Consider the following 25,896-nt stretch of genomic DNA (forward strand, 5'->3'; position numbering starts at 1 on the left):
GCCCGGGGGGCGCCGGCTGCGCGGCGGGTACGGGGGCATCCCCGACGGCGGGCCGCCGCCGGGGGACCCGCCCCGGGGGGGGGGCCCTTCTCGCTGGGTACGGTGCCGGCTCAGGCGGTCTGGTCGGCCGTCGCCCGCTGTGCGTAGAGGTCCTTGAACTTCGGCATCACCTGCTGGAGCAGCGCCGTCGAGCGCGGGTGGTGCACGTCGTGCTTGTCGGCCAGCGTGATGTCGAGGGCCTCCACGCTCGGGTACTCCCCCTCCTGGTCCGTCAGCGCGCTGAACTCGTCGTAGGCCCGGTTGGCGAAGTCCTCGTCCTCCTGGGACCACGTCTCCAGCTGCGGGGCCTCCTCGGGGGCCGGTGCCTCGGGCAGTTCGGGCGACGGCTCCTCGTGGCGGGGGTGCGGGCCCGCCCCGATGGTGCCGACGTCACCCAGCGGCCGGGTGCGGCCGGGGCCCGCGGGGATCTGGACGGGGGTGGGCTCCAGCCCCTCGACGTACTGCGGGTTGTACGCGCTCTCGTGGGCGTTCTCCGGCAGCTTCTGGGCGGCGAACCAGGGGCTGTCGTGGGTCGGCGGGCCGGGCGGGCCCTGCTTCTGGAGCGAGGCGGGGTGGGGCTGTTGCTGCTGGGGGTGGGGCTGGGCCTGCTCGTGCTGGGGCCCGTGCTCCTGGTGTCCCTCGTACCCCTGCTGTCCCCGGTGGTCCTGCTGGGGCTCGTACGCCAGCTCGGCCTTCGGGCGGTCGGCCTCGACGGGCACCGGCGGCAGCAGGGCCGGCTCGATCCCGGCGGCGGCGAGGCCGGCCGGGGCGGTCTCGGCGAGCGGCACGCCGTACTTCGCGAGGCGCAGCGGCATCATCGACTCGACCGGGGCCTTGCGCCGCCAGTTGCGGCCGAAGCGGGCCTGGAGCCGGGCCTGGTAGATCAGCCGGTCCTGTTCGAGCTTGATGACCTGCTCGTAACTGCGCAGCTCCCACAGCTTCATCCGCCGCCACAGCTTGAACGTCGGGATGGGCGAGAGCAGCCAGCGGGTGAGGCGGACGCCCTCCATGTGCTTGTCGGCCGTGATGTCCGCGATCCGGCCCACCGCGTGCCGGGCGGCCTCGACGGAGACGACGAACAGCACCGGGATCACCGCGTGCATCGCGGTGCCCAGCGGGTCGGGCCAGGAGGCCGCGCCGTTGAACGCGATCGTGGCGGCGGTCAGCAGCCACGCCGTCTGGCGCAGCAGCGGGAACGGGATCCGCATCCACGTCAGCAGCAGGTCCAGGGCCAGCAGCACGCAGATGCCCGCGTCGATGCCGATCGGGAAGACCAGGGAGAACTGGCCGAACCCCTTGGCCTCGGCCAGTTCGCGCACGGCGGCGTAGGAGCCCGCGAAACCGATCGCGGCGATGATCACCGCACCCGCGACGACGACCCCGATGAGTATGCGGTGCGTGCGTGTCAGCTGCATCGCGGCCACGCGCGATCCCCTCCCCGATCTCTGCGCCCGGCCGTATCCGGCCTCGGCGCCCGGCCTTTGTACCCGGCGAGGGGACAGCCTGGCACATGTGTGCGAGCTTTGTTGCGTGGGGAGGGGCGGGAGTCTGCCGTCGGGTGCCCTGGATCGGCCGGTGGTTGTCAGCCCTCGATCAGTCGCTGGAAGGCCGCGGTGTCGAAGATGTCCTCCATCCGCACGGCCTTGCCGCCGCTCAGCGTCCAGGAGTGCACGAACGACAGGGTCTCCGTACGGCCGCTGCGGGAGGTCACCTGCCGTGTGCCGAAGACCACGACCCGATTGCCCGACTGCACGAACTCCGCGGGTTCCAGACGCATTCCGCCCAGCACGGTCGGTACGTGGGCCAGGAACTCCCGGACTCCGGTGTGTCCGCGCTTCGTTCCGCCCAGGCCGTAGGCGGCCATCCCGTCGGGATGGATCCACTCGACGTCGGGCGCGAGGGTCTCCAGCAGGCCCGGAACGTCCCGGGAACCGAAGGCCCGGTAGGCGCGGTGGATCAGGTCGATGTGGGGGCCGCGGGCCGACTGCGCGCGGGCCGGGGTCGCTGTCTGCGTCATGAGTGCCTCCGCCTCATCCGTTCGTCGTTCGTCCGTGGACGTGCTCGGGGTACAGGGCTTCGAGGGTGCGGCGGATGCCGTCGCGCCAGCCGACCGTGCACGGGCCGGTCAGTCTCCGGCGCAGCGTGGGGTCGAACCGGTAGGTCTCGCGGGTCACCTCGCTCGGTACGAGGCGGGCCAAGACCCCGGTGAGCCGTTCCAGGTGGCGGATGCAGTCGGTGATGCCGACCGGTTCGTCGCCGCCCCAGTTCACCAGCGTCGCCGGGGTGCCCGCGGCCCGCCACAGGGCGGGGACCTGGGCCACCAGGTCGTCGGTGTGGAGCAGGGAGCACCAGTTCTGCCCCTGGAGGGGTACGGGGATGGGCTCACCGGCGAGCATGCGCTGGAAGTAGAGCATCGGAACGCCGCCGTAACCGCCGGGACCGTAGGCGATGTTGAGGCGGGCGATCGTGGTGGGCAGGCCCAGCACCCGGGCGAAGGCCCGGACCGCTCCCTCGGTCGCGATCTTGCCGACGGGGTAGGCGGGCAGCCAGTCGGCAACCCCGTCCACCGGGTCGGTCTCCGTGTAGGGGTGGTCCAGCTCCTGCCGTGCGTACAGGGCCCCCGTCGAGACGTACAGGAAGGCCTCCGCGGTGCGGCAGTGCGTCATCAGTCTTCCCGCCGCTACGGAGTTGACCTCAGCGGCGGCGTTGAAGTCGCCGTCCTCGCCGCGGCGTACGGCGGAGTGGATCACGTGGGTGAAGTCCTCGGGGACGCCCTTGAGCCCGTCGCCCGCGGTGTCCTCCATGTCCCAGTGAGCGGTGGTGATTCCGCGCGAGGCGAGTTCCGCTTCGACACCGGGTGCGCCGAAGCGGCCGAGGCACCACACCTCGTTCCGCTCGGCCAGGGCCTCGGCCACCGGGCGGGCGACCTGCCCCGTACCGCCGGTGACCAGGATCTTCTTGCCCGTGAGCGGGGCGGTCGACCGGGTCATCAAAGGCTCCCCTGCGAGGCGGCGCGGGTGGCGTCGGCGTCGGCGAGGGAGCGGTCGAGCTCCCTGCGGAGCACGGACTGGAAGGCTGCCACGTGCTGCGGTCCCATCAGGGTGTAGTGCTCCCCGGGAACCCTGATGTAGCGGTTCTCCCCGGTGGTGTAGTCGTCCCAGCGGCGTAGTTCGTTCTCGAGCCAGTCCTCGATGGTGCCGCGCAGCGGGGTGGCGTAGAAGACGTTCATCGACGGCACCGTGCCGCTCGGCCGGTAGGTGCGGCCGAGGTCGGTCAGGCGGTTGGCCAGGTCGGCCCAGGCCCCGAACCGCTCCGGGGTCAGGTCGAGCTGGGTGACGCGCTCGCTCGGGGCGAGCGCCAGCAGCTCGGATATCTGGTCCTCGGGTGCGAGACGGCGGAGAGCGGCGGGCAGCCGGAGCGACTGCTCCTTGTCGATGAGGGAGAGGAAGAACGCCAGGTTGGCCGCGGTCTCGGCGAAGTCCAGTTCGTCCATCCGGTACTTGATGTTCGGCGGGAGGTTGAAGCTGCCGACGAAGTCCACCCGCTCGCCCGCGGCCCGCAGGACCTTGGCGATCTCGAAGGCGACGGCGCCGCCGTAGGAGTAGCCCGCGACGGCGTACGGTCCCTGCGGCTGCCGGGCTCTGATGGCGTCCACATAGCAGTCCACCATCTGCTCGAAGGTCGCGAAGGGCTTCTCGCCCTCGTTGAAGCCGCGGGCCCGCAGCGCGTAGAACGGGCGGTCGCCGACGAAGTACGTGGCGAGGTTGACGAAGACGAGGACCTCGCCGACGCCGGGGTGGACGCAGAACAGCGGGGTCTTGGCGCCGCCGGTCTGGAGCGGTACCACCGGGTCGTACTCGGGGTGGTCGGCCCCGCCCCGGCCCCCGGCGGACTTTGTGCCGAGGAGGCGGGCGAGGCCGCGTACGGTCGGCGTCGTCATGAGGGTGATGATCTGGAGGCCGGTGGCCCCGAGACGCTCGGCGATCCGGCTGCGCAGCCGGAGGATGTCCAAGGAGGTGCCGCCCAGGTCGAAGAAGCTCGCCGTCGCGCTGATCGTGCCGGGGGCGGCGTCGAACATCTCCGCGTAGATCTCCGCGAGGACCTCCTCGGTCCCGCCCTCGGGGGCGCTGTAGCCGCCGAGCATGCGCTGCGACAGAGCCGAACAGTCGCGCTGCACCGCGCGGTAGGCCCCCGCCTCCAGGCGTCGGCGCATCAGGCTGCGCTGGATCTTGCCGAGGCTGGTCTTGGGGAAGGCGTCCTTCGGCAGCGGCAGGACGAGAGAGGGCCTGAAGCCCCAGTGCATCACCACACTGCTGCGTACGGCGGTGAGCGCCCGGTGCAGCGCGGCGTCGTCGCCCTCGGGGACGTCGGGGTGGAAGGCGATCACCAACTGCTCGGTGTCGCTGCCCGCCGGGCGGACGGGGAAGGCGGCGACGTAGGAGGCGGCCACACAATCGAGTTGTTCCAGGGCCGTCTCGACGTCGTGGCTGAAGTGGTTGACCCCGTTGACGATGACGCTGTCCTTGGTCCTGCCCACGAGCGAGAGCCGGCCGTCGTCCAGCCGCCCCAGATCGCCGCTGCGGAACCAGCCGTCCGCCGTGAACGCGTCGGCGGTGGCCTGCGGGTCGTTGTGGTATCCGGACGTCACGACAGCTCCGGTGAGCTGAAGTTCGCCCACCTCGCCGGCGGGGAGCGGCCGGTCGTCCGGGCCCGCGATCCTGATCCGGGCTCCCTCGACCGGGCTGCCCAGGGAGGCGAACTCGCGGCCGCGGTCGACGTCGGGGAAGGCGGCCCGGGAGTAGACGCTGCCCGCGCAGGTCTCCGTCATCCCGAAGGCGGGCCAGAGCGCGTCGCGGGCGAGTCCGTACGGCGCCAGGAGTTCGAGGAAGGCCTCGCCGGTGCTCCGGACCACCGCCTCGCCGCCGCTGATGATGTGCCGCAGCCGGGAGAGATCGAGCCCGTCCTCCTCCCCGATCTCCCGGAGGCGGCCCGCCGACGCGTTGATCAGGCCGAGCAGGAAGTTGGGCGTGAAGGTCATCGTGACGCCGTGCCGGGAGATGATCCGCAGGAATTCCAGCGGCTGTCCCAGGATGACGGGGGCTTCGACGTGGAGCTGTCTGCTGCCGGTGGACAGCGGCAGCAGATGGCATTCCAGCAGGGCGGCCACATGGTCGAAGGACACCCAGTTGAAGGTCGTGTCGTCGGTGCCGAGCCGGTGCATGCCGTTCTTCCCGGCCATGGAGGCCAGCAGATTGGCATGGCTGAGCCGGACGGCCTTCGCGCTGCCGGTCGAGCCGGAGGTGAGGACCAGGACCGCCGTGTCGTCGGGGCCGGCCGGGTGGACGTCGGCCGGCCCGTCGGCGGCCAGCCCGTCGAGCGGGGCGACGGAGAGCCCCGGCACCGGGGGCAGTTCGGAGGCCAGGGACCGGGTCGTGACGAACAGCGGCCCGTCGAGCAGGTCGTGGACGTGCTGGAGCTGCGTGGACCAGCGCTCCGGGTCGCCGCGCATCGGAGCGGTCGGGCAGGGCACGAACCCGCCGAGCACGGCGCCCCAGAACGCGGTGAGGAAGTCCTGCGGGCGTTCCAGGATCAGGACGACCTTGTCCTGCGGGCGCAGGCCCCGTGCCCGCAGGCCCGCGGTCACCCGGAGGGCCGCGGCCAGCAGTTCCGGGTGGTTCTGGTCGACGAACTCCCCGTCGGCCCCGCCCGGGCAGTAGCGCAGACCGGAGGAGGGGTGCTGTTCGGCGGCGTTCAGCAGGAGGTCGGCGATGCTCTGCGAAGGTGCTGTGTTCACGCTGGTCTGTCTCCGATGCCTCGGGGCACCCGGGAAGGTCGTCCCCGGGTGGCGGCGTAAGGATGTGAGGGACCTGACGGGACGATGTACGGCTCCGTGGTACGGGTGCCGGTTCAGCGGCCGGGGGCGACCTGACACGCTGTGAAGTCGCGGTGGGCGCCGGCGGGCACGGCCAGTGCCGCCGTCCACCCGTCGGGCACCACGACGTCGGCCACGTGCCAGACGGTCCGGGGGGTGGGGGCGGTGACGGCCACCTCGGCCGGGCCCGGGGCCCAGGCGCGGGTCTCCAGCGCGGTCAGATCGGTGACGATGCCGATGCCGACGGCCTTGAGCACCGCCTCCTTGCGCGTCCAGCAGCGCAGGAACGCCCTGGCCCGGCCGGTCCCTTCGGATGCCGCGCGCACGGACTCCTGCTCGGGGCCGGTCAGGACGTCGTCGGCGAGCGTGGCGACCGGCAGGTCACGGACCGCCTCCGCGTCCACGCCGACCGGGAAGGGGGCCACGGCCAGCATCCCGAGCCCAGCGGAGTGGGAGATGCTGATCCGGAAATTGGTTTCAGGATAAACAACTTTGGGCGGGCCGTGGCTGTCGCTCCCGCACCCGGGGCACAGGTTTCGGCCAAATGAAATCATGGTGGCCGGTACCTGAAAATGCCGCCCTAATATGCGCTTTGCGGTTGCACGGCAGGATACGTATTCGGCCGCGGCCGTGGCCGACATCAGCCGTTGCGCATGTGCCCGCTCGTCACCGTTCAGCAGGTCGGTGTCGGCGCGCGTCTGTGTGCCGGGTGGGGCGTACCACCACCACACCTGGGCATCCGTCACCGGGGCCGGCCCGGCGGGAGGGGCGCTGCTGGCGTGGAGGGGTGGTGCGTGGCGTGTGGTCACCGTGCGACCGTAGGCGTGAACTCGCCCCCTCGGGTAGCGAGTTGACAGCAAGCGGTCACTCCTCTTGCGCTCCGTGAGGAGGCGGCTGCCGTTGGTGACCTAAGCGGAAGGGGGCTCCTTCGATTGCGGGGCGCGTGTGCAGCTTGTTGTCAGCCGTGGCGCTCGTGGGTGCCGTTGGCTTGAATCAAGACGCTTCGATGGGGGCGTTGCTGCCCGTCCGGGGCTGGGTTTGTTGACTGGTGCTAAATGTGCGAACTAGTGTTCACGCTGGCAACGTGGCTGGCTTTTTGCGTCAAGAAGTTTCTGATTGGACAGGTGTATCGGGCAATCGGATCGTGTCCGCTACGGGGGCCGGTGGCCGATAGTGATGGGCTGCCGACCGGACCGTGGGGAAGATCCTGATTACTCAAGGGGGCGCTGGATAATGGAAACGGTCGTTGATCCACCCGATGCGGAGGACGTCGAGCTGACGGCGTCGGACGAGCGGTCCGCTCACCTGGAGCAGACATTGCTGCAGGTGCAGGCGTTGATCGAGTCGTCGATGTCGCTTTACAGCCGGCAACCGGCCCCGCCCAAGGTGGCCGAGCCGACGGATGTCGCCGCGCTGGAGAACGCTCTCGACCGGCTCATCGGCGGCGTCCACCACTCGTTGAGCGTGGCGCTGACGGAGCCCGGCGACTTCAGCGACTGCGTGCTGCGGCTGCTGGCCCGGATCGGTCCCACGGTGGCGGTCCGGGTGCTGTGCAGTGCGCAGGCCGCGGACGCCTCTCTGGTGTGTCTTCGCCGGCTCCCGCAGCCCCGCCTCGAAATCCGGGTGTGTGAAAGGGAGTTGCGGGAGGTCGTCGTCGTCGACGGCGCGAACGCCCTGGTCCGTGGAGCCGCCGGCGGATCGGGCACGCAGGCCACGGTCGTCAACGACGCGGGAGCCGTGCGCGCGCTGGAGCTGCTGTTCGCGGGCGCCTGGTCGCGCGGTCGCAAGCTCACCGACCACCTCGAACTGGGCCCCCGGCTGCGCACCGAGTTCGCCCGCAGCGTCCTGGAGAGCCTGCGGGCCGGGCACAACGACGATGTCGCCGCCCGCCGGCTGAACGTGTCGCTGCGCACCTACCGCCGGCATGTCGCGGAAGTGATGAGGGAGCTCGACGCGATCTCGCGCTTCCAGGCCGGTGCGCGCGCCGCCGAACTGGGCCTGCTGGCGGAGTAGCGGGCGCGCGAGGCACGGTGCCGTCCCGTCAGGCGGACGGATCACCGGCAGTACACCAACGGGGGATGGTGGAAACGAGTTGACCGGGAAAACGCCGGACGAGGTGGAGCGGGCGCTGCTGGAGGCGAGATCGCTCATCGAGTCCACGGTGGCCATCCACCGCGGCCGCAGCGCCCGTAAGCATCAGATCGTCGCCGTCGAGGGCGGTTACGTCGCCGTGCTCGACGCCGCGGAGCGGCTGATCGCGACGGCCACCCGAACGATCGACATCGTGCACGCGCGGGTGCCGGAGAGCGGCGAACTGCCCGACAGCGAGACGCGCTCGGAACGCGACCTCATCTACGGGGCGAGCGAGGCGGTGGCGGTCAGGCTGCTGTCCAGCACACGGCTCGTCGACGAATCGTTCGTACGGGAACAGCTCGGCAGGGAGAGACCCGTGGCGATCCGGGTGGCGAAGGTGCCGCCCCTGCAGGCCCTGCTCGTCGACGGCGCGACCGGTCTGGTGGTGACCGAGTCCGCCGTCGGCCGACGGGCCTCCCTGATCCGCGCCCCCGACGTCCTGCACACCCTGCGCACGCTCTTCGAGAGCGTGTGGAGCAACGCGGTCCCCGCCGGTGAGCGCATCGTCTTCGGGGGCCGTGACCGGGCGATGCTGGCCCGGCAGATTCTGGGTTCCCTGCGCGCGGGAGTCACCGACGAGGTCGCCGCCCGTGAACTGGCAGTCTCCGTGCGTACCTACCGGCGCTACGTCGCCGAGATCATGACGCTGCTCGGCGCCAGCTCCCGTTTCCAGGCCGGGGTCCGCGCTGCCGAGCTGGGTCTGCTGCCCACGGCTTCCACGCCCGCCGGCGGAAGTTCGGGAAACCGGACCTGAAGCCCCGTGGAGGCCCGGTTCCCACCCGGGCTGGCAGCTTTCTGAAAGTACCGTTGCCGCCCGTCGCCGGGGGCAGTTGTATATCTCCCGGGAAACAGGGATCCGGAACTCGGAGAACTCTGTGCCCCGGCGGTCGTGCAATCCCCCGTGTGCGCCGCTGACGCGCGGGGGTCCGAATTCTGTGGACCCCCGCGCCCACCCCGGTTGACACCGCGCGGAAGGCGGGCCATGAAAGATGTGACGATCGGTCTGGTGTTTCCCGGCCAGGGAACGCAGAAGCCCGAAATGGGCCTGCCCTGGCGGGACACCCCGTCCTGGCAGCTCACTGCCGACATCTCGGAAGCCACCGGGGAGGACGTCCCGGAACTGCTGCTGCGCACCGGGGCCGAGGACCTGCGGCGCACCGACCTCGCGCAGATCGCCGTGTTCACCGTCGCCGTCCTGGCCCACGCCGAAGCCGTACGGACCGGGGCGATCGAGGGACGGGTGGCCGCCTGCGCCGGGCACAGCCTGGGGGAGTACGCCGCCCTCACCGCGGCCGGAGTGCTGGAGGTCCCCGCCGCCGCCGCCCTGGTGGCCGCCCGCGGCCGGGCGATGCGGGCCGCCGCCGAGGAGCGCGAGGGCACCATGGCCGTCCTGGTCGCCGCCGCCCCGTCCGAGGTCGAGGCGCTGGTGGGCACCGTACGGGCGGACGGACACGAGGTGTGGACCGCCAACTTCAACGGCCCGGGCCAGACGGTGGTCTCGGGCTCCCCCGAGGGTGTCGAACGGCTCGGGGAGCAGGCGCCCTCCATCGGCGCCAAGATGATCCGCCTCCAGGTCGGCGGCGCCTTCCACAGCCCTTTCATGGCCCCCGCCGCCGATGCGCTGCGCACGGCCTGGAAGAACACCGCATACGCTCCGGCGCGGGTGCCCGTGGTGTCCAACGTCGACGCCGCGGCCTACGCGGGCGACGGCGACTGGCCCGAACTCGGAACCCGTCAGCTGGTCTCGCCCGTGCTGTGGGAGCAGAGCGTGCGGACCCTCACCGGCACCCTCGGCTGCCGCCGACTGGTCGAGCTGGGGCCCGGACGGACGCTCGCCGGACTGATCCGCCGCATCACCCCGGAGACCGAGGTCCTGTCCGTGGACGGCCCCGGCTCCCTCACCTGACGCAACTTCGTGACCGAGGAGCTCCATCCACCATGGCAGTTGGCACCGACAGCATCTGGTTGCGCCGATACGTCACCCCCGACCGGCCGCGGCTGCGGCTGGTCTGTCTTCCCCACGCGGGCGGCTCGGCCGCCTTCTTCCACTCCTGGGGGCACGCCTTCGGCAGCGATGTGGAGGTCATGGCCGTGCGCTACCCGGGCCGCCAGGAGCGCATCGCCGAAGCGCTGTACACCGAGATGGAGCCCCTCGCCGACGCGGTCACCGAGGAACTCCTCCCGTACACGGGCGTTCCGCTCGTCCTGTTCGGGCACAGCATGGGCGCCTCCCTGGGGTACGAGGTCGCGCTGCGGCTCCAGCAGCGGCACGGCGTCCGGGCGGCCGCGCTCCTGGTCTCCTGCCGCAAGGCCCCGCACCTGCTCACCCCGCGCGGCGGGTTCGCGGACGACGACGCCCTGGTCGCGGAGGTCCGCCGGCTGGGCGGAACCGACACCCGGCTGCTGGACGACCCGGACCTGCGTGAGCTCGTCCTGCCCGCCATCCGAGCCGACTTCTCGATCGTCTCCCGCTACGCCGCCCGGCCCGGCACTCCGCTGGCCTGCCCGGTCGTCGGCTACGTCGGGGACAGCGACCCCGACGTCGGCATCGAGGGCGCACGCGGATGGGCCCGGGTGGCGAACGGCGGGTTCGCGCTGAAGGTCCTGCCCGGGGGCCATTTCTACCTGGTCGACCAGCGCGACGAACTGGTCGCGGACATCCGCGGGCGGCTGGCGCTGTGGAGATGAGCGCCCCGCCCCGGCCGCTTCCCCGCAGCGGGGTCGGGGTGCTCGACAAGGCGTCGACCGTGCTGAGCGTGATCGAGAACGGGCCGGTGTCCCTGGCGGAACTCGTCGAGCGCAGCGGGCTCGCCCGGCCCACCGCCCACCGGATCGCGGTCGCGCTGGAACGTCTGGGTCTGCTCACCCGGGACTTCGAGGGCCGGTTCGTCCTCGGGCCGCGGCTGGGCAGCCTCTCCGTCGAGGCGCGACAGGACCGGCTGGTCCAGGCGGCCCTCCCGGTACTGGACGGGCTCGCCGCGGACACCGGTCTGGACGCCCGCCTCTTCCGGCGCCGCGGAGGCCGGCAGATCTGCGTCGCCTCCTCCCCGGCCCACCCGACGAAGGACCCGGTCCCCGTCGGCGCCTGCCTCCCGCTCACCTCCGGACCCGTCGCCCAGGTGCTGCTGGCCTGGGAGGAGCCGGAGCAGCTGTACGAAGGACTGCGCGGCGCCCGGTTCACCGCCGCCCAACTGGCGGCGGTGCGCCAGCGCTACTGGGCGTACGGCCCCGACACCGCCGCGGGCGGCACGCTCTCCTGCGCCGTGCCCGTCCAGCTCCGGATCGGCCGCGTGATGGCGGCCCTGGCGCTCTCCGGGCCGGCCGCGCGGGTCGGAGAGCGGCCCCGCCGCCTGCTCGGCAGCTCGCTGGTCGACGCGGCGGCCGTGCTGGGCGACACCCTGCGGCGCGCGCACGCCGAATTCGTTCCCGAGGCTGCCACGACGCGCTGAGAGAAGCGGGCGATGGCAGCTTATTGCAAGGGCTGTTGTGGCCAGTGAATGGCGCCGACAGTATTCATTCCACTTCCTGCTGCACAACGATGTGGCGGCACACCGGAAAAGGGGTATCAGCGTGTCCACTGCAATCCGCGACGAGCGTCTCGTGACCATCAAGGAAATCGTCTGCGACATTCTTGAGATCGAGGAGGACGAGGTTACCGAGGTCAGCCTTTTCAAGGAGGACCACAACGCCGACTCCCTGCGTGCCATTGAAATTCTGGCCGCCCTGGAGAAGGAGTTCAAGGTCGTCATCAACCAGAGCGAACTGCCGCGCATGGTGAACCTCAAGGGCGTCTACGGGGTCGTCTCGGAGTCGGCCGGCTGGTAGTCGGTCCCCGTCGGTGGATTGGGAGGTTGACATGACGGCAGAGCGCGGCTCCGGCCAGGCCGGAACAGAACGGCACCGGGTCGTCCTCACCGGACTCGGTGTGGTCTCCAGCATCGGGCTGGGGGCCAAGGAGTTCCTGCGGGGACTCCAGGAGGGGCGCAGCGGGGCGCGGCCCATCTCGGTCTTCGACACCGAGGGCTTCGCCCACGCGAACGGGTGCGAGATCACCGATTTCGACCCCCGCGACTGGATCAGCACGCTCGACGTGGAACAGCTCGGCCGGGCCGCGCAGTTCTCGGCGACTGCGGCCCGGATGGCCCTGGAGGACTCGGGTCTCGACCTGACGGAGCTGCGCGGCCGTCGTGGACTGATCTCCATCGGCACCACCGACGGCGAGAGCTACGACCTCGACCAGCTGGTGGAGAGTGAACTGGCCGACGGAACAGGCCGGTTCGACCCGGTGGCCGCCCGTCGGGTGCCCGCCGGGCGCCTCTCGGTGGCCATCGCCCAGGAACTGGGCCTCACCGACGTGGAGGCGCTCACCATCCCCACGGCCTGCTCGGCCGGCAACTACGCCATCGGGTACGGCTTCGACGCGGTCAGCTCCGGTGAGGCCGAGTTCGCGTTCTGCGGGGGCGCGGACGCCATGTGCCGCAAGACGTTCACCGGTTTCTACCGGCTCGGCACCATCGCCCCCGACCGCTGCCAGCCCTTCGACGTGGACCGCAAGGGCATCCTCACCGGCGAGGGCGCGGGCGTTCTCGTACTGGAGCGGCTCGACTCCGCCCTGGAACGCGGCGCCACCATCTACGCCGAGGTGCTCGGCTACGGCCTGAACTGCGACGCGCACCACCAGGTCGCGCCGGACCGCGACAGCGTCGCCGAGCTGATGCGGCTGGCCCTGGACAACGCCGGCGTCAAGCCGCACGAGGTGGACCTCATCTCCGCGCACGGCACCGGCACCAGGGCCAACGACATCACCGAGGCGGGCGCCATCCGCCAGGTCTTCGGGGACGCGCCCCCACGCACCGTCTCCATGAAGTCGATGCTCGGCCACACCATGGGCGCCGCCAGCGCGCTGGGCGCCATCGGCTGCGCCCTCGCCATCCAGAACCGATTCATTCCGCCCACCATCAACCACGTCACCACCGATCCGGAGTGCGACGTCGACTGTGTCCCGAACGAGGCCGTCGAGGCCGACCTGAGGATCGTGCAGAACAACGGTCTCGCGTTCGGCGGCAACAACGCGGCGGTCCTTCTCGGGCGGTACGACGCGATCAAGGAGGCGTCATGACGATGAGCCCCATCATCGGTATGGGGGCTGTCGCCGCCACCGGATCCGGGGTCGACGAGCTCTTCGAGAATCTGTGCCGGGGCCGCAGCGGCCGGGCCGAGCTACGCGGCTTCGACCGCACCCGGTTCCGGGCCCAGCACGCGTACGAGGTCGACAACAGACCGGTGCCCGGACAGGACGTCCCCGGCCGGGCCACGGAGCTGCTGCTCGACGCCGTCGGGCAGGCCGCCGCCGACGCCGGTCTCGGCGAGGACCTCAGCGGCATCCCGGTGCTGGTCGGCACCGGTCTGCGCGAGCTGCGCTCGCTGGAGCTGTGGTGGCGCGACGGCTCGCCGTTCGCCGACTCCGGCCTGCACTTCGGCACCGGACTGCGGGAACGCTTCAACGCGGACGTCACGCACACCTTCTCCAACGCCTGCTCGGCCTCGCTGTACGCCCTGGCGCTCGGCTCCGACCTGCTGCACCAGGAGGGCGAGGACGCCCCCGACACCGTGATCGTCGCCGGGGTCGACGTACTGACGGAGTCCATGTACGGGCTCCTGGAACGGGTGCACCCTCAACCGCCGGACCGTGTCCGGCCCTTCGACCGCAACCGTACCGGTGTGCTGATGGGCGACGGGGCCGCGGCGATCGTGCTGCGCCGGACCGAACGCGACGCCCCCCAGGTGCACGGCAGGCTGCGCGGCGTCGCCGTGAACTGCGACGCGTACCACGTCACCGCGCCCTCCCCGGAGGGCATCGCGGAGGCGATGCGCTCCGCCCACCGGATGGCGGGGGTCAAGCCCTCCGACGTCGACCTGGTGATGCTGCACGGCACCGGCACCCTCCTCAACGACGAGGCGGAGGCCACGGCCCTGGCCGACGTGCTCGGTGACAGCGCCTCAGGACCGCTGATGACCGCGGTGAAGTCCATGACCGGGCACACCTCGGGCGCCTCCGGCCTGATCAACCTGATCGTGGGCGTCCGGGCCCTGAACGAGGGGCGGGTTCCGCCGACCGTGGGGCTCGACGATCCGGTCGAGGAGGCCGCGCCCTTCCGCTTCGTCACGGGGGAGGCGGCCGGCTCCGGCCAGTTGAACGTGGCCCAGCTCAACGCGTTCGGATTCGGCGGCATCAACGCCGTCGCCATAGTGGAAGGGTCCAGATGAGCACCGACACCACCGTGGTGGTCTCCGGCGCCGCAGTCCTGCTGCCCGGCGCCGACACCGTACGGGCCCTCGCCGAGGGACCGGCCGCGGGCGGCGCCCCCGTGGAACCCGCCGAGCACGTCGGCCGCAAGGGGCTGCGCTACAAGGACCGGGCCACCCAGCTCGGTTACTGCCTCACCGCGTCCGCCCTCAGGGACGCGGGGCTGCTCGGCGACGACGGTCTCACCTGCGCCCCGGAGAGTGTGGGCGTGGTCGCCAGCTCCAACTTCGGCAATCTGGACACGGTGGCCCGGGCCCTGGACACGCTGCGGGAGGAGACCGTCTCCGGCACCAGCCCGATGGATCTCCCCAACGCGTCCAGCAACGTCATCGCCTCCTCCGCCGCGATCCGCTACGGCCTGCGCGGCCCCAACCTGATGGTCTGCAACGGCCAGACGTCCGGGCTCGACGCCGTCCACTGGGCGGCCACGATCATCGCGGCGGGCCGGACCGACCGGGTCCTCGTGCTCGGGGTCGAACCCGACAACGACGTGGTGCGCCGGCTTCTCGGCGGCGCCCGTGCGGTGGACGGCGGCGCCGCCCTCGTCCTGGAGTCCCGCCCGGCGGCCGAGCACCGCTCGGCGACCGTACGCGCCGTTCTCGGCCCGTACCGCAGGAGTGCGGGGGAGCCCGGCCCCGACCGGGGGCGCCGCTGGGAGCTCCCGGCTCACCTCGGGCATGCCTCGGGGGCGCACGGGGTCCTTCAGTGCGCCGCCGCCGTCGGCTGGTTCGACGCCGGTGAGCGCGGCCCGGTCCACGCCGTGGCCGGGGCCGCCGCCGACGACGCCCGGGCCGACCTGCTGCTGATGGCCCCCGAGGCGGCGTGATGACGACGCCTGCGGACCTCCGCCCGGTGTCCGTGCAGCAGCGCACCACGGGATCCGGTCCCTCGGTGCTGCTGCTGCACGGACTGGCGGCCAACGACAGCGTCTGGGAGCGTGCGCTCCCGCTCCTGCCGGACGACTGCCGGCTGTGGACCGCCCGGCTGCCCTGGCGTACCGAGACCATCGGGGAGTGGGACGAGCAGCCCAATCTCCGGGGCTGGCTCGCCAAGGCGCTGGAGGCGGTCGAGGGCGGACCCACCGTGGTGGTGGCGCACTCGATGGCGGCGAACGTGCTGCTGGACCTGCTCGACCAGCGGAACCGGGGCGGCGGTGACGCGTTGCGGCAGTTCGGCATCCGTGCGCTCGTCCTGGTCTCGCCGTTCTACCGCGGTTCCGCCGACGCGTTCGGCTGGGACACCATCAGCTACTACCTCAACGACTTCCACCTGATCATGGAGGAGGGGATCCGGGTCCATTCGGACGGCCGGCTTCCCGCCGACGTACAGGAGGCCATGGGGCGGCGGGTGCGGGACCGGGTCGGCCCCTACGGCTGGTTCCGGTTCTTCGACCTCTACCTGCGCACCCCCTACCTGCGGACAGGCGGCATCACCGTCCCCACCCTGGTCCTGAGCGGCGAGCGGGACTTCGCCGCCCGTCCGGAGGAGAGCGTGGCGCTGGCCGCCGCGCTCCCCGCCGGCGAGTGCCGTGTGCTGCCCGGGTGCGGGCACTTCCCGATGATCGAGGCGGCCGAGGAATTCGCCGCCGCGGTACGGGACTTCATCCATCTCACCACGGGCGTCGCCGCACAGCGCGGGCACGCCCTCCTCAACGCCCTGGAGCCCCAGCGATGACCCTCGTGACCGAAACCGCCGTCAAGGCTCTCCTCGACACCCCTACGACCACCCGGGTGCGCCCCCGCTACGAGGGCTCCAACATCTGCACCTGGATCGGCTTCAAGCACGTCAACTACCTCGTCGAGGAAGCCGTTCTGGACCACTTCCGGCAGGCCGGGCTGCCCGCCCGGGCGCTCTACGAGGAGCACGGCCTCGGCCTCGACATCGTCTCGCTGGACAGCCGCATCCTGCACGCCTTCCACATGGACGACATCGCCGACGCGGAGGTGACGCCGTGGACCAAGGACGACGACTCCACCATCGGCTTCAAGGTCACCATCCAGTTCGAGCGGAACGGCGAGATCCACAAGGCGGTCACCTCCAAGGTCCGCGTCTCGCTGCGGATCGACACCTACCTGGAGGCGGCCGGCGAGGTCCCGGCCGGGCTCGCCCGGTTCGCCGTCGCCGTCCTCGGCGACGACCTGGAGCGCGAGAGCCCCGCCGCCGCCCCGGCCGAGGAGGAGATCCTCGCCTCGCTCACCGCCGACGCCAACGCGTACGCCTGGAAGTGGAACATCCCCTACCCCTACTGCCACTTCACCGAGCGGCTCCAGATGTCCGGCTATCTGCGGCTGATGGAGGAGGGCAAGGACCGCTTCGTCGCCGACCGCGGCATCTCCATCAAGACCCTGCTCGACGACCGCCGCTGGATCCCCGTCGTACCCCGCTCCGACATCCGCATCCTCGACGAGGCGCTGATGGAGGAGGACCTCTACACGGTCTACACCGTCGAGGAGGTCTTCAAGGACTTCACCTACACCTCGCGCATGGACTTCTACGTGCTGCGGGACGGCAAGCTGGTCAAGACGGCCACCGGCCGCATCGTGCACGGCTACGCCGTCATCGAGAACCGCCGCGACTGGAGCCTGGTCAACTTCGACCAGCGGGTCGTCGACGCGATCAACGGCAAGGTCCCGAAGGCGTGACGGAAGGCTGGGAGAGCGGCGGCCCGCCCCGGCTGCTGCTCATCGAGAGCCAGGGGGGCCCGGAGCGGGACTCCGCCTTCCGCCGGGACGCCGCGACCCGGGTTCTCACCGGGCAGGCCGTCCTGCTCTTCCTGGTCCAGGACGGCGTCGTGCTGGCGGTGCCCGGCAGCGACGAGGACCTCGACCGCTTCCAGAAGAGCGGCGGCGTGCTCGCCGCGGACGGCTTCTCGCTCGGCCAGCGGGGACTCGACACGGAACTGCTCCGACCCGAGGTGCGGGTCGTCGGCATGGACGTGGTGGCGGGCTGGATCCTCGACCCCGCCGTCCGCGTGATGTGGCACTGAGCGGCCGGACGGCCACCCGGTCCGGCACCGGGCCGGCGGGGTCCACAACGCAGTGACGTCATGAGCCGAACGAGCTCGCGAGCACAAGGAGATACGACGGACATGTCCACTCTCACCACGGTCGCCGGACGCCCGGTGATCACCGCATGGTCGGCCGTGTCGTCGTACGGCATCGGCAGGGCCGCCTTCGCCGAGGGACTGCGCGAGCGGCGCGCCACCGTCGCCGGACTCGGCCCCGAGCACGGCGAGACCCCCGACGGCACCGGATGCGTGGTCCCCGGCTTCGACATCCGCACGGTCCTGGGCAAGAAGGGCACCCGTTCCATGGACCGGGTCACCGGCCTCACCGTCACCGCCGTCGGGGCCCTCCTGGAGGAGGGCGACCGCAACCGGGCGGTCGGCACCGGCGAGGGCGCCGCCTTCGCTCTCGGCACCACCACCGGAAGCGCCCAGTCCATGATGGACTTCACCCGCGACTCCCTCACCGGCGAACAGCCCTTCTTCGTCGACCCGGCGCGCTTCCCCAACACCGTGATGAACTGCGCCGCGGGCCAGAGCGCCATCTGGTACCAGCTCAAGGGCCCGAACGCCACCATCGCGGGCGGCCGCACCGCGGGGCTGCACGCCCTCAACTACTCGCGCCGCCTGCTGGCCTCCGGCCGGGCCCGGACCGTGCTGTGCGGGGCCGCCGAGGAGTTCTCCCCGGCCCGTGCCTGGCTGGAGCGCCGCTCCGGCAACGAGGGCGAGGACACGGCGGAACCGCTCGGCGAGGGCTGCGCGATGCTGCTGGTCGAGCCGCGCGACCCGGACGACCCCGCCCAGCCCGTACTCGCCGAACTCCTCGCCGTCGAACTCGGTGTCGTCCTCGACGGCGACGTCCGGCCCGCGCTCGTGTCCTGCCTGCGTTCCGCGCTGCGCCGCGCCGGGGTCGACGCCGACCGCGTCACGGCCGTCGCCCGGTCCGGGGCGCCCGGCCCCGAGGGGCGCGCCGAGGCCGAGGCGGTCACCGAGGTGCTCGGGGCGGCCGGCCACGCCGACCTGACGCCCACCGGGCTGATCGGTGACACGGGCGCCGCCGCCGCGGCCTTCCAGGCCGCCGCGCTGCTGTCGTACGCCGCCGACCGGCCCGGGAACGAGCCCGGACGGGTCGGGGTGATCACCTCCGTGGACCGCACCGGCACCGTCGGCTGCGCCCTGCTCGGTCTGCGCTGAGCCACTGCCCCACGCACCCGTCGATGAGAGGAACCCCCACCGTGCTGGACAAGGAAGAACTGCGCGCCGTCGTGGCGCAGGTGCTGGACGTCGAACCGTCCGAGGTCACCGACGACGCTTCGTTCGTCGACGACCTGGAGGTCGACTCGCTCATGGCCCTGGAAGTCGTCGTCGTCCTGGAGAAGCGGTACGGGGTCAAGCTCCCGGAGTCCGAACTCAAGCGCATCGTCACCCTGCGGAGCGCCTACGACCTGCTCCTCGGCAAGCTCGACGCGGCACGGCAGGCGGCCTGATGCCCGCCGCGAGCCCGCTGGCGGGCGCCATCGAGGTGCTGCCCGCACAGGACGCGTCGCACACCGCCGCCCGGTTCACGGTCGAGGAGACCGAGACCGTGCTGCCCGGCCACTATCCGGGCTTCCCGATCTTCCCCGGCGTCTGCCTGGTCGAGTGCACGCACCTCGCGGCCCTCGCCACCGCGCCCGACGGGGCCAAGGACGGGGCCCTGGCCGCCGTGGAGTCCACCCGCTTCACCGGGCCCGTCTTCCCGGGCGACCGGCTGGAGATCTCCATGGGCTGGAAGCAGACCCCGGCGGGCGACTGGCAGTGCCGGGCGAAGCTCGCCACCGGACGCGGCGACGCCGCCACCGTACGGCTGCGCTACCGCCCCACCACCGAGGCGGTGGCGGCATGACGGGCCAGCGTGACATCAGGGCCCGGCTGCCCCACCGCTTCCCGATGCTGCTCGTCGACCGGGTCGTGGACATCGCCCCCGGCGAGCGGCTGACCGCGCTGAAGGCGGTCACCTGCAACGAGCCCTGGTACGAGAAGCTCGGCCCGGACACGCCCGAGGAGGACTTCGCCTACCCGACGTCGCTCCTGGTGGAGTCCTGGTGCCAGTCGGCCGGCGTGCTGGCCACCTGGGACGAGCCCAACCCCGACGTGCTGGACGGACGGGTGATGCTCTTCGGCTCGATGACCGGGGTGGAGTTCCACCGGCCCGTGCTGCCCGGCGAGGTCCTGGAGCACCGGGTCAGGCTCGACCGCCGCGTCGACGACACCGTCCTGTTCGAGGGCGACTGCCGCTCGGGCGGGGAGACGGTGATGACCGTCGGCCGGATCGTCATGGCGTTCCGCCCCGCCGAGGCGCTGCGCCCCGCCGCCGCCACCACCATCTGATTCGCCCACTCACGGAGAGACACCCATGGCAGAAACCACGAACCGCGTGGCCCTCGTCACCGGCGGCTCGCGCGGTATCGGCCGGGCCACGGTCCGGGCGCTGGCACGCGACGGATTCCATGTCGCCTTCTGCTACCGCTCGGACGACGAGGCGGCCCGCACCCTGGAGAAGGAGACCGCCGACCTGGGCGTCCGTGTGACGGGAAGCCGGGTCGACGTCGCCGACGCCACGTCCGTACGCGCCTGGATCGCCGCCGTCGAGGAGGAGTTCGGGCAGATCGACGCGGCCGTCACCGCCGCCGGCATCACCCGCGACAACCCGCTGGTCCTCATGGAGGACGAGCAGTGGAACCAGGTCCTCGACACCAACCTGGACGGGGTCTACCACGTCTGCCGGTCCGTCGTCTTCGGCATGATGAAGCGCCGCACCGGAGCGATCGTCAACATCTCCTCGGTCGCCGGGGTGTACGGACACGGCACGCAGACCAACTACTCGGCGTCCAAGGCCGGAATCATCGGCTTCTCCCGTGCCCTGGCCAAGGAGACCGGACGGTCCGGCATCCGGGTCAACGCGGTCGCCCCCGGCTTCATCGAGACGGACATGGTCGCGGCGATGAACGACAAGGCCCGCAAGGAAGCCCTCTCCTCGATTCCGCTGCGCCGCATGGGCACGGCGGAGGAGGTGGCCGACCTCGTCGCCTACCTCGTCTCCGACCGCGCCGCCTACATCACCGGAGCCGTGCTCCAGATCGACGGCGGCATCACCATCTGATTCCCGCACGAGCCCCTTTGGAGGCGGTGATGGCACGACGCGGACCCCGCTGGTACTTCTCCTTCCGCAGCCCGTATTCCTGGATGGCCTACCGGGACCTGACCGATGACTGCCCGGACGTGGCCGACGCCGTCGAGTGGCTGCCGTTCTGGGAACCCGACGCGTCCGCCCAGGAGCATCTCGACCGCAGCAGCATCACCCTGCCCTATGTGCCGATGTCCAAGGAGAAGCACCTCTACATCCTCCAGGACGTCCGCAGGCTCGCCCGGGCCCGGAAGCTGGACATGGTGTGGCCGGTGGACCCGGAACCCCGCTGGGAGGTCTCCCACCTCGCCTATCTCGCGGCGGACGAGCTGGGTGCGGGGCGGGAGTTCATCGACGAGACCTACCGGGCGCGCTGGGAGCTCGGCGAGGACATCTCCGACCCCGGGACCATGGCCCGTATCGGCCGGACCCTCGGTGTCGACCCGGTGGCGCTCGCCGGGGCCCACGCGGACCCGCTGATACGCGAGCGCGGACTCGCCGCCCTGGCCTCCCTGCATCGCGACGGGGTGTTCGGGGTGCCCTTCTTCATCAGCGGATTCGACAAGTTCTGGGGGGTGGACCGGCTGCCCGACTTCATCACCACGGTCCGCGCCCGCCTGGCCGCGTCGCCGTGACCCACCCCCGGTGGCCTACCGCAGTGACCGACCCGCAGTGCCCGACCCACAGTGCCCGACCCACAGTGAAGGAAGACCACATCATGGCCACGAACCCCTTCGAGAACGACGACGCCCGCTACTTCGTCCTGGTCAACGAGGAGAACCAGCACTCGCTCTGGCCGGTCTTCGCCGAGGTGCCGGCGGGCTGGACCGTGGTGCACGGCGAGGACAGCCGTCAGGCCTGCCTCGACCACATCAACGAGAACTGGACCGACATGCGGCCCAAGTCCCTGGCCGACGCCATGGACGCCGCCTGAATCCGCCCGGCACCCCCGCGGGCCGGAGAGCGACGGGCGATGGCAGCAATGTGCAAGGTCCGTTGCCCGGCCGGGCCCGCCGGTGTGACCGTGACACCGACGCCGCCCCGGGCGGCCCCTGTGCCGTCCCGAGGCGCGCAGCACCCTGCAGAAAGCGATGCCCCTGATGAACCATGCACTGGTGTGCCTCCCCTTCGCGGGGGGCGGCGCCGGCTTCTACCGCGCCTGGAAAGACCTGCCCGACCGGGCTCCGCGCATCGTGCCCCTCCAACTCCCGGGCCGTGAGGAGCTGTTCATCGAGGACCCGTTCCTCGACGTGATCGACGCGGCCGACGCACTCGCCCCGCGGATCGCCGCTCTGGCGGGCCCCGGACCGGTGTCCCTCTTCGGCCACAGCCTGGGCGCCGTGCTCGCCTACGAGATCGCCCGCCGCCTGGAGAGCGACCCCGGCGTCGAGCTGCGCCACCTCTTCGTCAGCGGCTCCCCGGGCCCCTGGACCGGCCGGACCCGCCGGGCCTCCGGACTCCCCGACGACGCGTTCCTCTCCCGGGTCCAGGAGTTCGCCGGATACGAGCACGACGCGCTCGCCGACCCGGACATGCGCGAGCTCCTGCTGCCCGTCCTGCGGGCCGACGTGGAGATGCACGAGAACTACAAGCCCGTCTCCGACGAACCGCTGCGCACCCCCGTCACCTCCCTGCGCGCCACCGGGGACCAACTGGTCACCCGGGAACAGGCCGAGGAGTGGCGGACCGCCACCACCGGGGCCTTCCGTCTGGTGGAACCGGAGGGCGGCCACATGTACCTCATCGACTCGCCGCTGCCGCTGCTCGACGCGGTCGCCGGGGACCTGGCGTCATGACGGCCGGGGAGCGGGCGGCGCGCCCGCTGCTGCGCGGCCGTACCGCCCTCGTCACGGGGGCCGCCCGCGGCCTGGGCCGGACGTGTGCGGTGCGGTTCGCGGAGGAGGGGGCCGACCTGGTCCTCGTCGACGTCTGCGGAGACCTGGCCGGCGTCCCCTACCCGCTGGGGTCCGGCAGCCAGCTGGAGCAGACGGCGAAGCTGTGCCGGGAGCAGGGCGCCGCCGTCGTGACCGTCACCGCCGACGTCCGGCGGCCCGAAGACGTCGAGGAAGCGGCCCGGCAGGCCCTGGACCGGTTCGGCGGCGTGGACGTGCTGCTCAACAACGCGGGTATCGCCGCCCCTTCCGGCAAGGCCGTCCACGAGATCGCCGAGGACGAGTGGGACCTGATGGTCGGCATCGACCTCACCGGGGCCTGGCGGACGATGAAGGCCGTGGTGCCCGCCATGGTCGAGCAGCGGTCCGGAAGCGTCATCAACGTGGCCTCCACCGCGGGTCTCGTCGGCTACCGGCACTTCGCCGGGTACGTCGCCGCCAAGCACGGGCTCATCGGCCTCACCAAGGCCGCCGCCCTCGACTACGCGCCGTTCCGGGTGCGGGTCAACGCCCTGTGTCCCGGCTCCGTGCGCGACGACCCGCTCAGCGAGGGCCGGATGCTCGCCGAGATCGCCCGCTCCCTCGACGTCGACGTCGACGAGCACGAGGAGATCTTCGTCCAGTCCCAGCCGATGAACTCCCTCATGGAGCCACGGGACATCGCGGGCGCGGCGCTCTGGCTCGCGGGGGACGACTCCCGGCAGGTCACCGGCACCACGCTCACCGTCGACGGCGGCTTCAGCGCCCGCTGACCCGCCCCCACCCCGCACTGCCTCAGGAGTTCCGCCATGTCGAGAAGTCAGGCCAGGTCCTGCCACAGCCTGGTGGTCCGCGTGCCGGGCCCCGTCGATGCCGCCGCACTGGAGGGCCGGCTGCGGGCCGGAGCCGCCGGAGCGTGGCCGCAGTGGGCCGCCCGGCTCCGGCTGTGGGAGGAGACGCTGCCCCACGGCGCCGACCGCCCCGCCGCCCGGGACCGGGTCGCCGCCGAGTCCGAACGGCCGCTGCACGCCGGCGGGCCGCCGCTGCGCGCGGTGCTCCTGCGGTACGCGGACGGCGACGCGGACCTCGTACTGGTCGCGCGCCGCTCGGTCACCTTCGACGAGCCGCGTTTCACCTTCGGCCGGGACACCGGGGCGGCGGAGCCGGGCCCGGAGCCCTCGGAACCGCTGGAGTGGGGCCTGGGCGACCCCGGCCGCCGGGGCCGTACCGGGGAGGTGCGGCTGCCGGTCCCCCTGCCCGACGACCCGGCCCTGGTCGCCGGGGCGATCCGGCTCGTGCTCTCCCGGTACGGGACGGGCCGGCCCCTCGACGAGTCACGGACCGCACGGGAGGTGGTCGGCGAGACGGCCGAGGCGTTCGCCGACGGAGGGCAGCTCGGACCGGGCATCGCCCTGCACATCGAAGCCGCCAGGCCGGGCGAGCGGCGGCTGCCGCGACTGGCTCCGGCCGGGGCGGCGGAGTTCCACGTCCTGCGGCACGCGGAGGGCGGTGCCACCGCCTCGCTCCGCCACGACCTGGGAGAGATGTCCCCGCTCGTCGCGGAGCGTCTGGCCGGCCATGTCGCCCATGTGGCGGGGCAGTTGGCGGAGCAGCCGGGCCGGCCCCTGCACGCCGTGGAGACGATGACGGCGGACGAGAGCGCGGAGGTGCTGCGGCTCGGCGTCACCCCGCCCACGGGCGGGCCCGAAGCCATGGACCGCACCCTGCACGGTCTCTTCGCCGACGTCGTCCGTGAGCGCCCCGACGCGGTGGCTCTCACGGCCGGCGGCACCGGCCTCACCTATGCCGAGCTGGACGAGCGCTCGGACCGGGCCGCCGCCGGGCTCGCGGCCCTGGGCGTGGCGCCGGGCAGCCTGGTGGGGGTGGCCCTCGAACGGGACGCGGACCTGGTGGTGACCCTGCTCGGCGTCCTCAAGGCGGGCTGCGCCTACGTGCCGATGGACCTGCGGTATCCCCGGGAACGGCTGCGCTACACGGTGGAGAACGCCGGGATCGGGGTCGTCGTCGGGGCAGCAGGCGGACTGGCCGGCATCGACGGGGTGCAGGTGGTGACCCCCGACGAGCTGCGCTCCCGGGCGGACGGCGCGGCCGTCCCCGCACCGTCCGAGAACCCGGCGGCGACCGCGTACGTCATCTACACCTCCGGGTCGACCGGCCGGCCCAAGGGCGTCGTCGTGCCGCACCGCAACGTGGCCGCCCTCCTGGCGGCCACCCGGGAGGACTTCGGCCTCGGCACGGACGACGTGTGGACGCTGTTCCACTCCAGCGCCTTCGACTTCTCCGTCTGGGAGATCTGGGGCTGCCTTTTGACCGGCGGCCGTCTGGTCGTCGTCGACTACTGGGTGACGCGGGACACCGACCTCTTCCACGAGCTGCTCGCCGAGGAACGTGTGACCGTCCTCAACCAGACCCCCTCGGCCTTCGCCCAGATCGTCGAGGCGGACCGGCGGCGCTCCTCCGCCCTCTCCCTGCGCCTGGTCGTCTTCGGCGGTGAGCCGCTCGACGTGAGGATGCTCGCCCCCTGGTTCGCCCGGCACTCGCCGTCGGACTGCCGCCTCGTGAACATGTTCGGCATCACGGAGACCACCGTCCATGTCACGGCGCACACGGTGACCCCCGCCGACGTGCTCGCCGGCGGCCGCCGCGTCGGTCCCGCCCTGCCGGGCTGGACCCTGTCGGTGCGCGACCCCCGTGGCAGGCTCCTGCCGCTCGGTGTCCCCGGGGAGATCTGCGTGGGGGGCGCCGGGGTCGCCGACCACTACCTCGGACAGCCCGGACTCACCGCGGAACGCTTCGTCGACGACCCGTACGGAGGCGGCCGCATCTACCGCAGCGGGGACCGCGGACGCCTCCGGCCCGACGGGGAACTCGACCACCTCGGCCGACTGGACAGCCAGGTCAAGGTGCGCGGGCACCGCATCGAACTGGACGAGATCCGCAACGTCCTGCTGGCCCATCCCACCGTCACGGGTGCGGTGGCCGTCCTCAACCACGACGTCCCCGGCGACACCGCGACCGCCCGCATCGACGCCTATGTGACGCTGCGCCCGCCGGCCACCTCCGCCGATGTGCTGAGCCACGCCCGCGGGGTGCTCCCCGGCTACATGGTCCCCGCTTCGGTGACGGAACTTCCCCGGATCCCGCTGACCATCAACGGCAAGGTGGACACGGCCGCCCTGCCCGCGCCCCGGACAGGCCCCGGGCACCCGGCCGCCCAGGGCGCCGGCGAAGGACTCACCGAGCGGATTCTGCGGATGTGGGGGAACGCGCTCAACACCGAAGTCACCCTGAAGGACAATTTCTTCGAACTCGGCGGAAATTCCCTGCTGGTCATCCGGGTTCTGCGGGAAATGCGCGAACAGGGCCTGCCGCGAGTCGCGACACAGGACTTCTATCGGAACTCGACGGCAGACCGGTTCGTGGAACTGGTGCGGGGCGCTCAGGCCTGACCCGGATGCTCCGCGGACCGCCGCTGTGCGCGGC

Annotated in this window: 27 protein-coding genes; 22 read left to right on the forward strand and 5 right to left on the reverse strand. The window is 72.0% G+C overall.

The annotated features are described in order from the left end of the window. Nucleotides 1-110: 110 nt before the first annotated feature. The 5 genes from ACFWM7_RS17215 to ACFWM7_RS17235 form a co-directional block, all read right to left on the reverse strand. Nucleotides 111-1,463, reverse strand: coding sequence for a DUF2637 domain-containing protein (locus ACFWM7_RS17215; protein WP_383261162.1), 1,353 nt, complete (start codon nucleotides 1,461-1,463; stop codon nucleotides 111-113). 158 nt (nucleotides 1,464-1,621) lie between these two features. After that, nucleotides 1,622-2,056: a nuclear transport factor 2 family protein gene (locus ACFWM7_RS17220; protein WP_383261164.1), complete on the reverse strand. Its 435-nt coding sequence runs from the start codon at nucleotides 2,054-2,056 to the stop codon at nucleotides 1,622-1,624. 13 nt (nucleotides 2,057-2,069) lie between these two features. After that, entirely contained in the window at nucleotides 2,070-3,029 is a 960-nt protein-coding gene (locus ACFWM7_RS17225) for an NAD-dependent epimerase/dehydratase family protein (RefSeq protein WP_383261166.1), read from the reverse strand. After that, entirely contained in the window at nucleotides 3,029-5,833 is a 2,805-nt protein-coding gene (locus ACFWM7_RS17230; protein WP_383261168.1) for an alpha/beta fold hydrolase, read from the reverse strand. The genes ACFWM7_RS17225 and ACFWM7_RS17230 overlap by 1 nt, the downstream gene beginning before the upstream one ends. Before the next feature lie 113 nt (nucleotides 5,834-5,946). Then, on the reverse strand, nucleotides 5,947-6,336 hold the full coding sequence (locus ACFWM7_RS17235; protein ID WP_383261170.1) for a 4'-phosphopantetheinyl transferase family protein: 390 nt from the start codon (nucleotides 6,334-6,336) through the stop codon (nucleotides 5,947-5,949). Between the two features lie 808 nt (nucleotides 6,337-7,144). Here ACFWM7_RS17235 and ACFWM7_RS17240 point away from each other — a divergent pair. From ACFWM7_RS17240 to ACFWM7_RS17345, 22 genes are all read left to right on the forward strand, one after another. Next, the gene (locus ACFWM7_RS17240) at nucleotides 7,145-7,924 is read left to right on the forward strand and encodes a DNA-binding response regulator (RefSeq protein WP_383261173.1); all 780 of its coding nucleotides are present in this window, start codon (nucleotides 7,145-7,147) and stop codon (nucleotides 7,922-7,924) included. Between the two features lie 79 nt (nucleotides 7,925-8,003). Next, on the forward strand, nucleotides 8,004-8,798 hold the full coding sequence (locus tag ACFWM7_RS17245; RefSeq protein ID WP_383261175.1) for a LuxR family transcriptional regulator: 795 nt from the start codon (nucleotides 8,004-8,006) through the stop codon (nucleotides 8,796-8,798). Nucleotides 8,799-9,026: 228 nt separating this feature from the next. After that, on the forward strand, nucleotides 9,027-9,950 hold the full coding sequence (locus ACFWM7_RS17250; protein WP_383261177.1) for an ACP S-malonyltransferase: 924 nt from the start codon (nucleotides 9,027-9,029) through the stop codon (nucleotides 9,948-9,950). A 32-nt stretch (nucleotides 9,951-9,982) separates the two neighbouring features. After that, nucleotides 9,983-10,732: a thioesterase II family protein gene (locus tag ACFWM7_RS17255; protein WP_383261181.1), complete on the forward strand. Its 750-nt coding sequence runs from the start codon at nucleotides 9,983-9,985 to the stop codon at nucleotides 10,730-10,732. Then, nucleotides 10,729-11,493, forward strand: a complete 765-nt coding sequence (locus tag ACFWM7_RS17260; RefSeq protein ID WP_383261185.1) for an IclR family transcriptional regulator — start codon at nucleotides 10,729-10,731, stop codon at nucleotides 11,491-11,493. The genes ACFWM7_RS17255 and ACFWM7_RS17260 overlap by 4 nt, the downstream gene beginning before the upstream one ends. 121 nt (nucleotides 11,494-11,614) lie before the next feature. Next, nucleotides 11,615-11,869, forward strand: coding sequence for an acyl carrier protein (locus tag ACFWM7_RS17265; protein WP_205082557.1), 255 nt, complete (start codon nucleotides 11,615-11,617; stop codon nucleotides 11,867-11,869). A 31-nt stretch (nucleotides 11,870-11,900) separates the two neighbouring features. After that, nucleotides 11,901-13,163, forward strand: coding sequence for a beta-ketoacyl-[acyl-carrier-protein] synthase family protein (locus ACFWM7_RS17270; protein ID WP_383261192.1), 1,263 nt, complete (start codon nucleotides 11,901-11,903; stop codon nucleotides 13,161-13,163). Further along, nucleotides 13,160-14,311: a beta-ketoacyl-[acyl-carrier-protein] synthase family protein gene (locus ACFWM7_RS17275; protein ID WP_383261197.1), complete on the forward strand. Its 1,152-nt coding sequence runs from the start codon at nucleotides 13,160-13,162 to the stop codon at nucleotides 14,309-14,311. Before ACFWM7_RS17270 ends, ACFWM7_RS17275 begins: the two co-directional genes overlap by 4 nt. Next, complete coding sequence (locus ACFWM7_RS17280; protein ID WP_383261201.1) at nucleotides 14,308-15,177, forward strand: beta-ketoacyl synthase N-terminal-like domain-containing protein; 870 nt, start codon at nucleotides 14,308-14,310, stop codon at nucleotides 15,175-15,177. Before ACFWM7_RS17275 ends, ACFWM7_RS17280 begins: the two co-directional genes overlap by 4 nt. Then, entirely contained in the window at nucleotides 15,177-16,025 is an 849-nt protein-coding gene (locus ACFWM7_RS17285) for an alpha/beta fold hydrolase (protein WP_383261206.1), read from the forward strand. Before ACFWM7_RS17280 ends, ACFWM7_RS17285 begins: the two co-directional genes overlap by 1 nt. Beyond that, complete coding sequence (locus ACFWM7_RS17290) at nucleotides 16,022-16,993, forward strand: hypothetical protein (RefSeq protein WP_383261210.1); 972 nt, start codon at nucleotides 16,022-16,024, stop codon at nucleotides 16,991-16,993. Before ACFWM7_RS17285 ends, ACFWM7_RS17290 begins: the two co-directional genes overlap by 4 nt. Further along, a complete protein-coding gene (locus tag ACFWM7_RS17295; RefSeq protein WP_383261212.1) occupies nucleotides 16,990-17,337 on the forward strand; it encodes a hypothetical protein in 348 nt (115 codons plus the stop codon). Before ACFWM7_RS17290 ends, ACFWM7_RS17295 begins: the two co-directional genes overlap by 4 nt. 102 nt (nucleotides 17,338-17,439) lie before the next feature. After that, complete coding sequence (locus ACFWM7_RS17300; protein ID WP_383261213.1) at nucleotides 17,440-18,549, forward strand: beta-ketoacyl synthase N-terminal-like domain-containing protein; 1,110 nt, start codon at nucleotides 17,440-17,442, stop codon at nucleotides 18,547-18,549. 23 nt (nucleotides 18,550-18,572) lie between these two features. Continuing rightward, the gene (locus ACFWM7_RS17305; protein ID WP_383261215.1) at nucleotides 18,573-18,842 is read left to right on the forward strand and encodes an acyl carrier protein; all 270 of its coding nucleotides are present in this window, start codon (nucleotides 18,573-18,575) and stop codon (nucleotides 18,840-18,842) included. Beyond that, a complete protein-coding gene (locus tag ACFWM7_RS17310) occupies nucleotides 18,842-19,240 on the forward strand; it encodes a 3-hydroxyacyl-ACP dehydratase FabZ family protein (RefSeq protein WP_383261218.1) in 399 nt (132 codons plus the stop codon). Before ACFWM7_RS17305 ends, ACFWM7_RS17310 begins: the two co-directional genes overlap by 1 nt. Further along, nucleotides 19,237-19,725, forward strand: a complete 489-nt coding sequence (locus ACFWM7_RS17315; RefSeq protein WP_383261220.1) for a 3-hydroxyacyl-ACP dehydratase FabZ family protein — start codon at nucleotides 19,237-19,239, stop codon at nucleotides 19,723-19,725. Before ACFWM7_RS17310 ends, ACFWM7_RS17315 begins: the two co-directional genes overlap by 4 nt. Nucleotides 19,726-19,750: 25 nt before the next feature. Further along, nucleotides 19,751-20,497, forward strand: a complete 747-nt coding sequence (gene fabG, locus ACFWM7_RS17320) for a 3-oxoacyl-[acyl-carrier-protein] reductase (protein WP_383261224.1) — start codon at nucleotides 19,751-19,753, stop codon at nucleotides 20,495-20,497. Nucleotides 20,498-20,526: 29 nt separating this feature from the next. Next, nucleotides 20,527-21,156 carry a 2-hydroxychromene-2-carboxylate isomerase gene (locus ACFWM7_RS17325; protein WP_383261226.1) on the forward strand — a complete coding sequence of 210 codons (630 nt, stop codon included), beginning with the start codon at nucleotides 20,527-20,529 and terminating at the stop codon, nucleotides 21,154-21,156. Between the two features lie 83 nt (nucleotides 21,157-21,239). Further along, the gene (locus ACFWM7_RS17330) at nucleotides 21,240-21,455 is read left to right on the forward strand and encodes an MbtH family protein (protein ID WP_383261231.1); all 216 of its coding nucleotides are present in this window, start codon (nucleotides 21,240-21,242) and stop codon (nucleotides 21,453-21,455) included. Between the two features lie 166 nt (nucleotides 21,456-21,621). Further along, nucleotides 21,622-22,317 (forward strand): thioesterase II family protein, encoded by a 696-nt coding sequence (locus ACFWM7_RS17335; protein WP_383261234.1) that lies wholly within the window; start codon nucleotides 21,622-21,624, stop codon nucleotides 22,315-22,317. Beyond that, complete coding sequence (locus ACFWM7_RS17340) at nucleotides 22,314-23,165, forward strand: mycofactocin-coupled SDR family oxidoreductase (RefSeq protein WP_383261236.1); 852 nt, start codon at nucleotides 22,314-22,316, stop codon at nucleotides 23,163-23,165. The genes ACFWM7_RS17335 and ACFWM7_RS17340 overlap by 4 nt, the downstream gene beginning before the upstream one ends. Nucleotides 23,166-23,201: 36 nt before the next feature. Then, nucleotides 23,202-25,862 (forward strand): amino acid adenylation domain-containing protein, encoded by a 2,661-nt coding sequence (locus ACFWM7_RS17345; RefSeq protein ID WP_383261238.1) that lies wholly within the window; start codon nucleotides 23,202-23,204, stop codon nucleotides 25,860-25,862. Nucleotides 25,863-25,896 lie beyond the last annotated feature (34 nt).

Origin of the sequence: Streptomyces sp. NPDC058375 (assembly GCF_042723425.1) — a bacterium.
Lineage (GTDB): Bacteria > Actinomycetota > Actinomycetes > Streptomycetales > Streptomycetaceae > Streptomyces > Streptomyces durocortorensis.

Excerpts from the sequence above, each read along its gene's own strand:
- ACFWM7_RS17220 (WP_383261164.1), bottom strand. The coding sequence starts at position 2,056 with ATGACGCAGACAGCGACCCCGGCCCGCGCGCAGTCGGCCCGCGGCCCC.
- ACFWM7_RS17225 (WP_383261166.1), bottom strand. The coding sequence starts at position 3,029 with ATGACCCGGTCGACCGCCCCGCTCACGGGCAAGAAGATCCTGGTCACC.
- ACFWM7_RS17240 (WP_383261173.1), top strand. The coding sequence starts at position 7,145 with ATGGAAACGGTCGTTGATCCACCCGATGCGGAGGACGTCGAGCTGACG.
- ACFWM7_RS17250 (WP_383261177.1), top strand. The coding sequence starts at position 9,027 with ATGAAAGATGTGACGATCGGTCTGGTGTTTCCCGGCCAGGGAACGCAG.
- ACFWM7_RS17255 (WP_383261181.1), top strand. The coding sequence starts at position 9,983 with ATGGCAGTTGGCACCGACAGCATCTGGTTGCGCCGATACGTCACCCCC.
- ACFWM7_RS17260 (WP_383261185.1), top strand. The coding sequence starts at position 10,729 with ATGAGCGCCCCGCCCCGGCCGCTTCCCCGCAGCGGGGTCGGGGTGCTC.
- ACFWM7_RS17270 (WP_383261192.1), top strand. The coding sequence starts at position 11,901 with ATGACGGCAGAGCGCGGCTCCGGCCAGGCCGGAACAGAACGGCACCGG.
- ACFWM7_RS17275 (WP_383261197.1), top strand. The coding sequence starts at position 13,160 with ATGACGATGAGCCCCATCATCGGTATGGGGGCTGTCGCCGCCACCGGA.
- ACFWM7_RS17280 (WP_383261201.1), top strand. The coding sequence starts at position 14,308 with ATGAGCACCGACACCACCGTGGTGGTCTCCGGCGCCGCAGTCCTGCTG.
- ACFWM7_RS17285 (WP_383261206.1), top strand. The coding sequence starts at position 15,177 with ATGACGACGCCTGCGGACCTCCGCCCGGTGTCCGTGCAGCAGCGCACC.
- ACFWM7_RS17290 (WP_383261210.1), top strand. The coding sequence starts at position 16,022 with ATGACCCTCGTGACCGAAACCGCCGTCAAGGCTCTCCTCGACACCCCT.
- ACFWM7_RS17300 (WP_383261213.1), top strand. The coding sequence starts at position 17,440 with ATGTCCACTCTCACCACGGTCGCCGGACGCCCGGTGATCACCGCATGG.
- ACFWM7_RS17305 (WP_383261215.1), top strand. The coding sequence starts at position 18,573 with ATGAGAGGAACCCCCACCGTGCTGGACAAGGAAGAACTGCGCGCCGTC.
- ACFWM7_RS17310 (WP_383261218.1), top strand. The coding sequence starts at position 18,842 with ATGCCCGCCGCGAGCCCGCTGGCGGGCGCCATCGAGGTGCTGCCCGCA.
- ACFWM7_RS17315 (WP_383261220.1), top strand. The coding sequence starts at position 19,237 with ATGACGGGCCAGCGTGACATCAGGGCCCGGCTGCCCCACCGCTTCCCG.
- fabG (WP_383261224.1), top strand. The coding sequence starts at position 19,751 with ATGGCAGAAACCACGAACCGCGTGGCCCTCGTCACCGGCGGCTCGCGC.
- ACFWM7_RS17325 (WP_383261226.1), top strand. The coding sequence starts at position 20,527 with ATGGCACGACGCGGACCCCGCTGGTACTTCTCCTTCCGCAGCCCGTAT.
- ACFWM7_RS17330 (WP_383261231.1), top strand. The coding sequence starts at position 21,240 with ATGGCCACGAACCCCTTCGAGAACGACGACGCCCGCTACTTCGTCCTG.
- ACFWM7_RS17335 (WP_383261234.1), top strand. The coding sequence starts at position 21,622 with ATGAACCATGCACTGGTGTGCCTCCCCTTCGCGGGGGGCGGCGCCGGC.
- ACFWM7_RS17340 (WP_383261236.1), top strand. The coding sequence starts at position 22,314 with ATGACGGCCGGGGAGCGGGCGGCGCGCCCGCTGCTGCGCGGCCGTACC.
- ACFWM7_RS17345 (WP_383261238.1), top strand. The coding sequence starts at position 23,202 with ATGTCGAGAAGTCAGGCCAGGTCCTGCCACAGCCTGGTGGTCCGCGTG.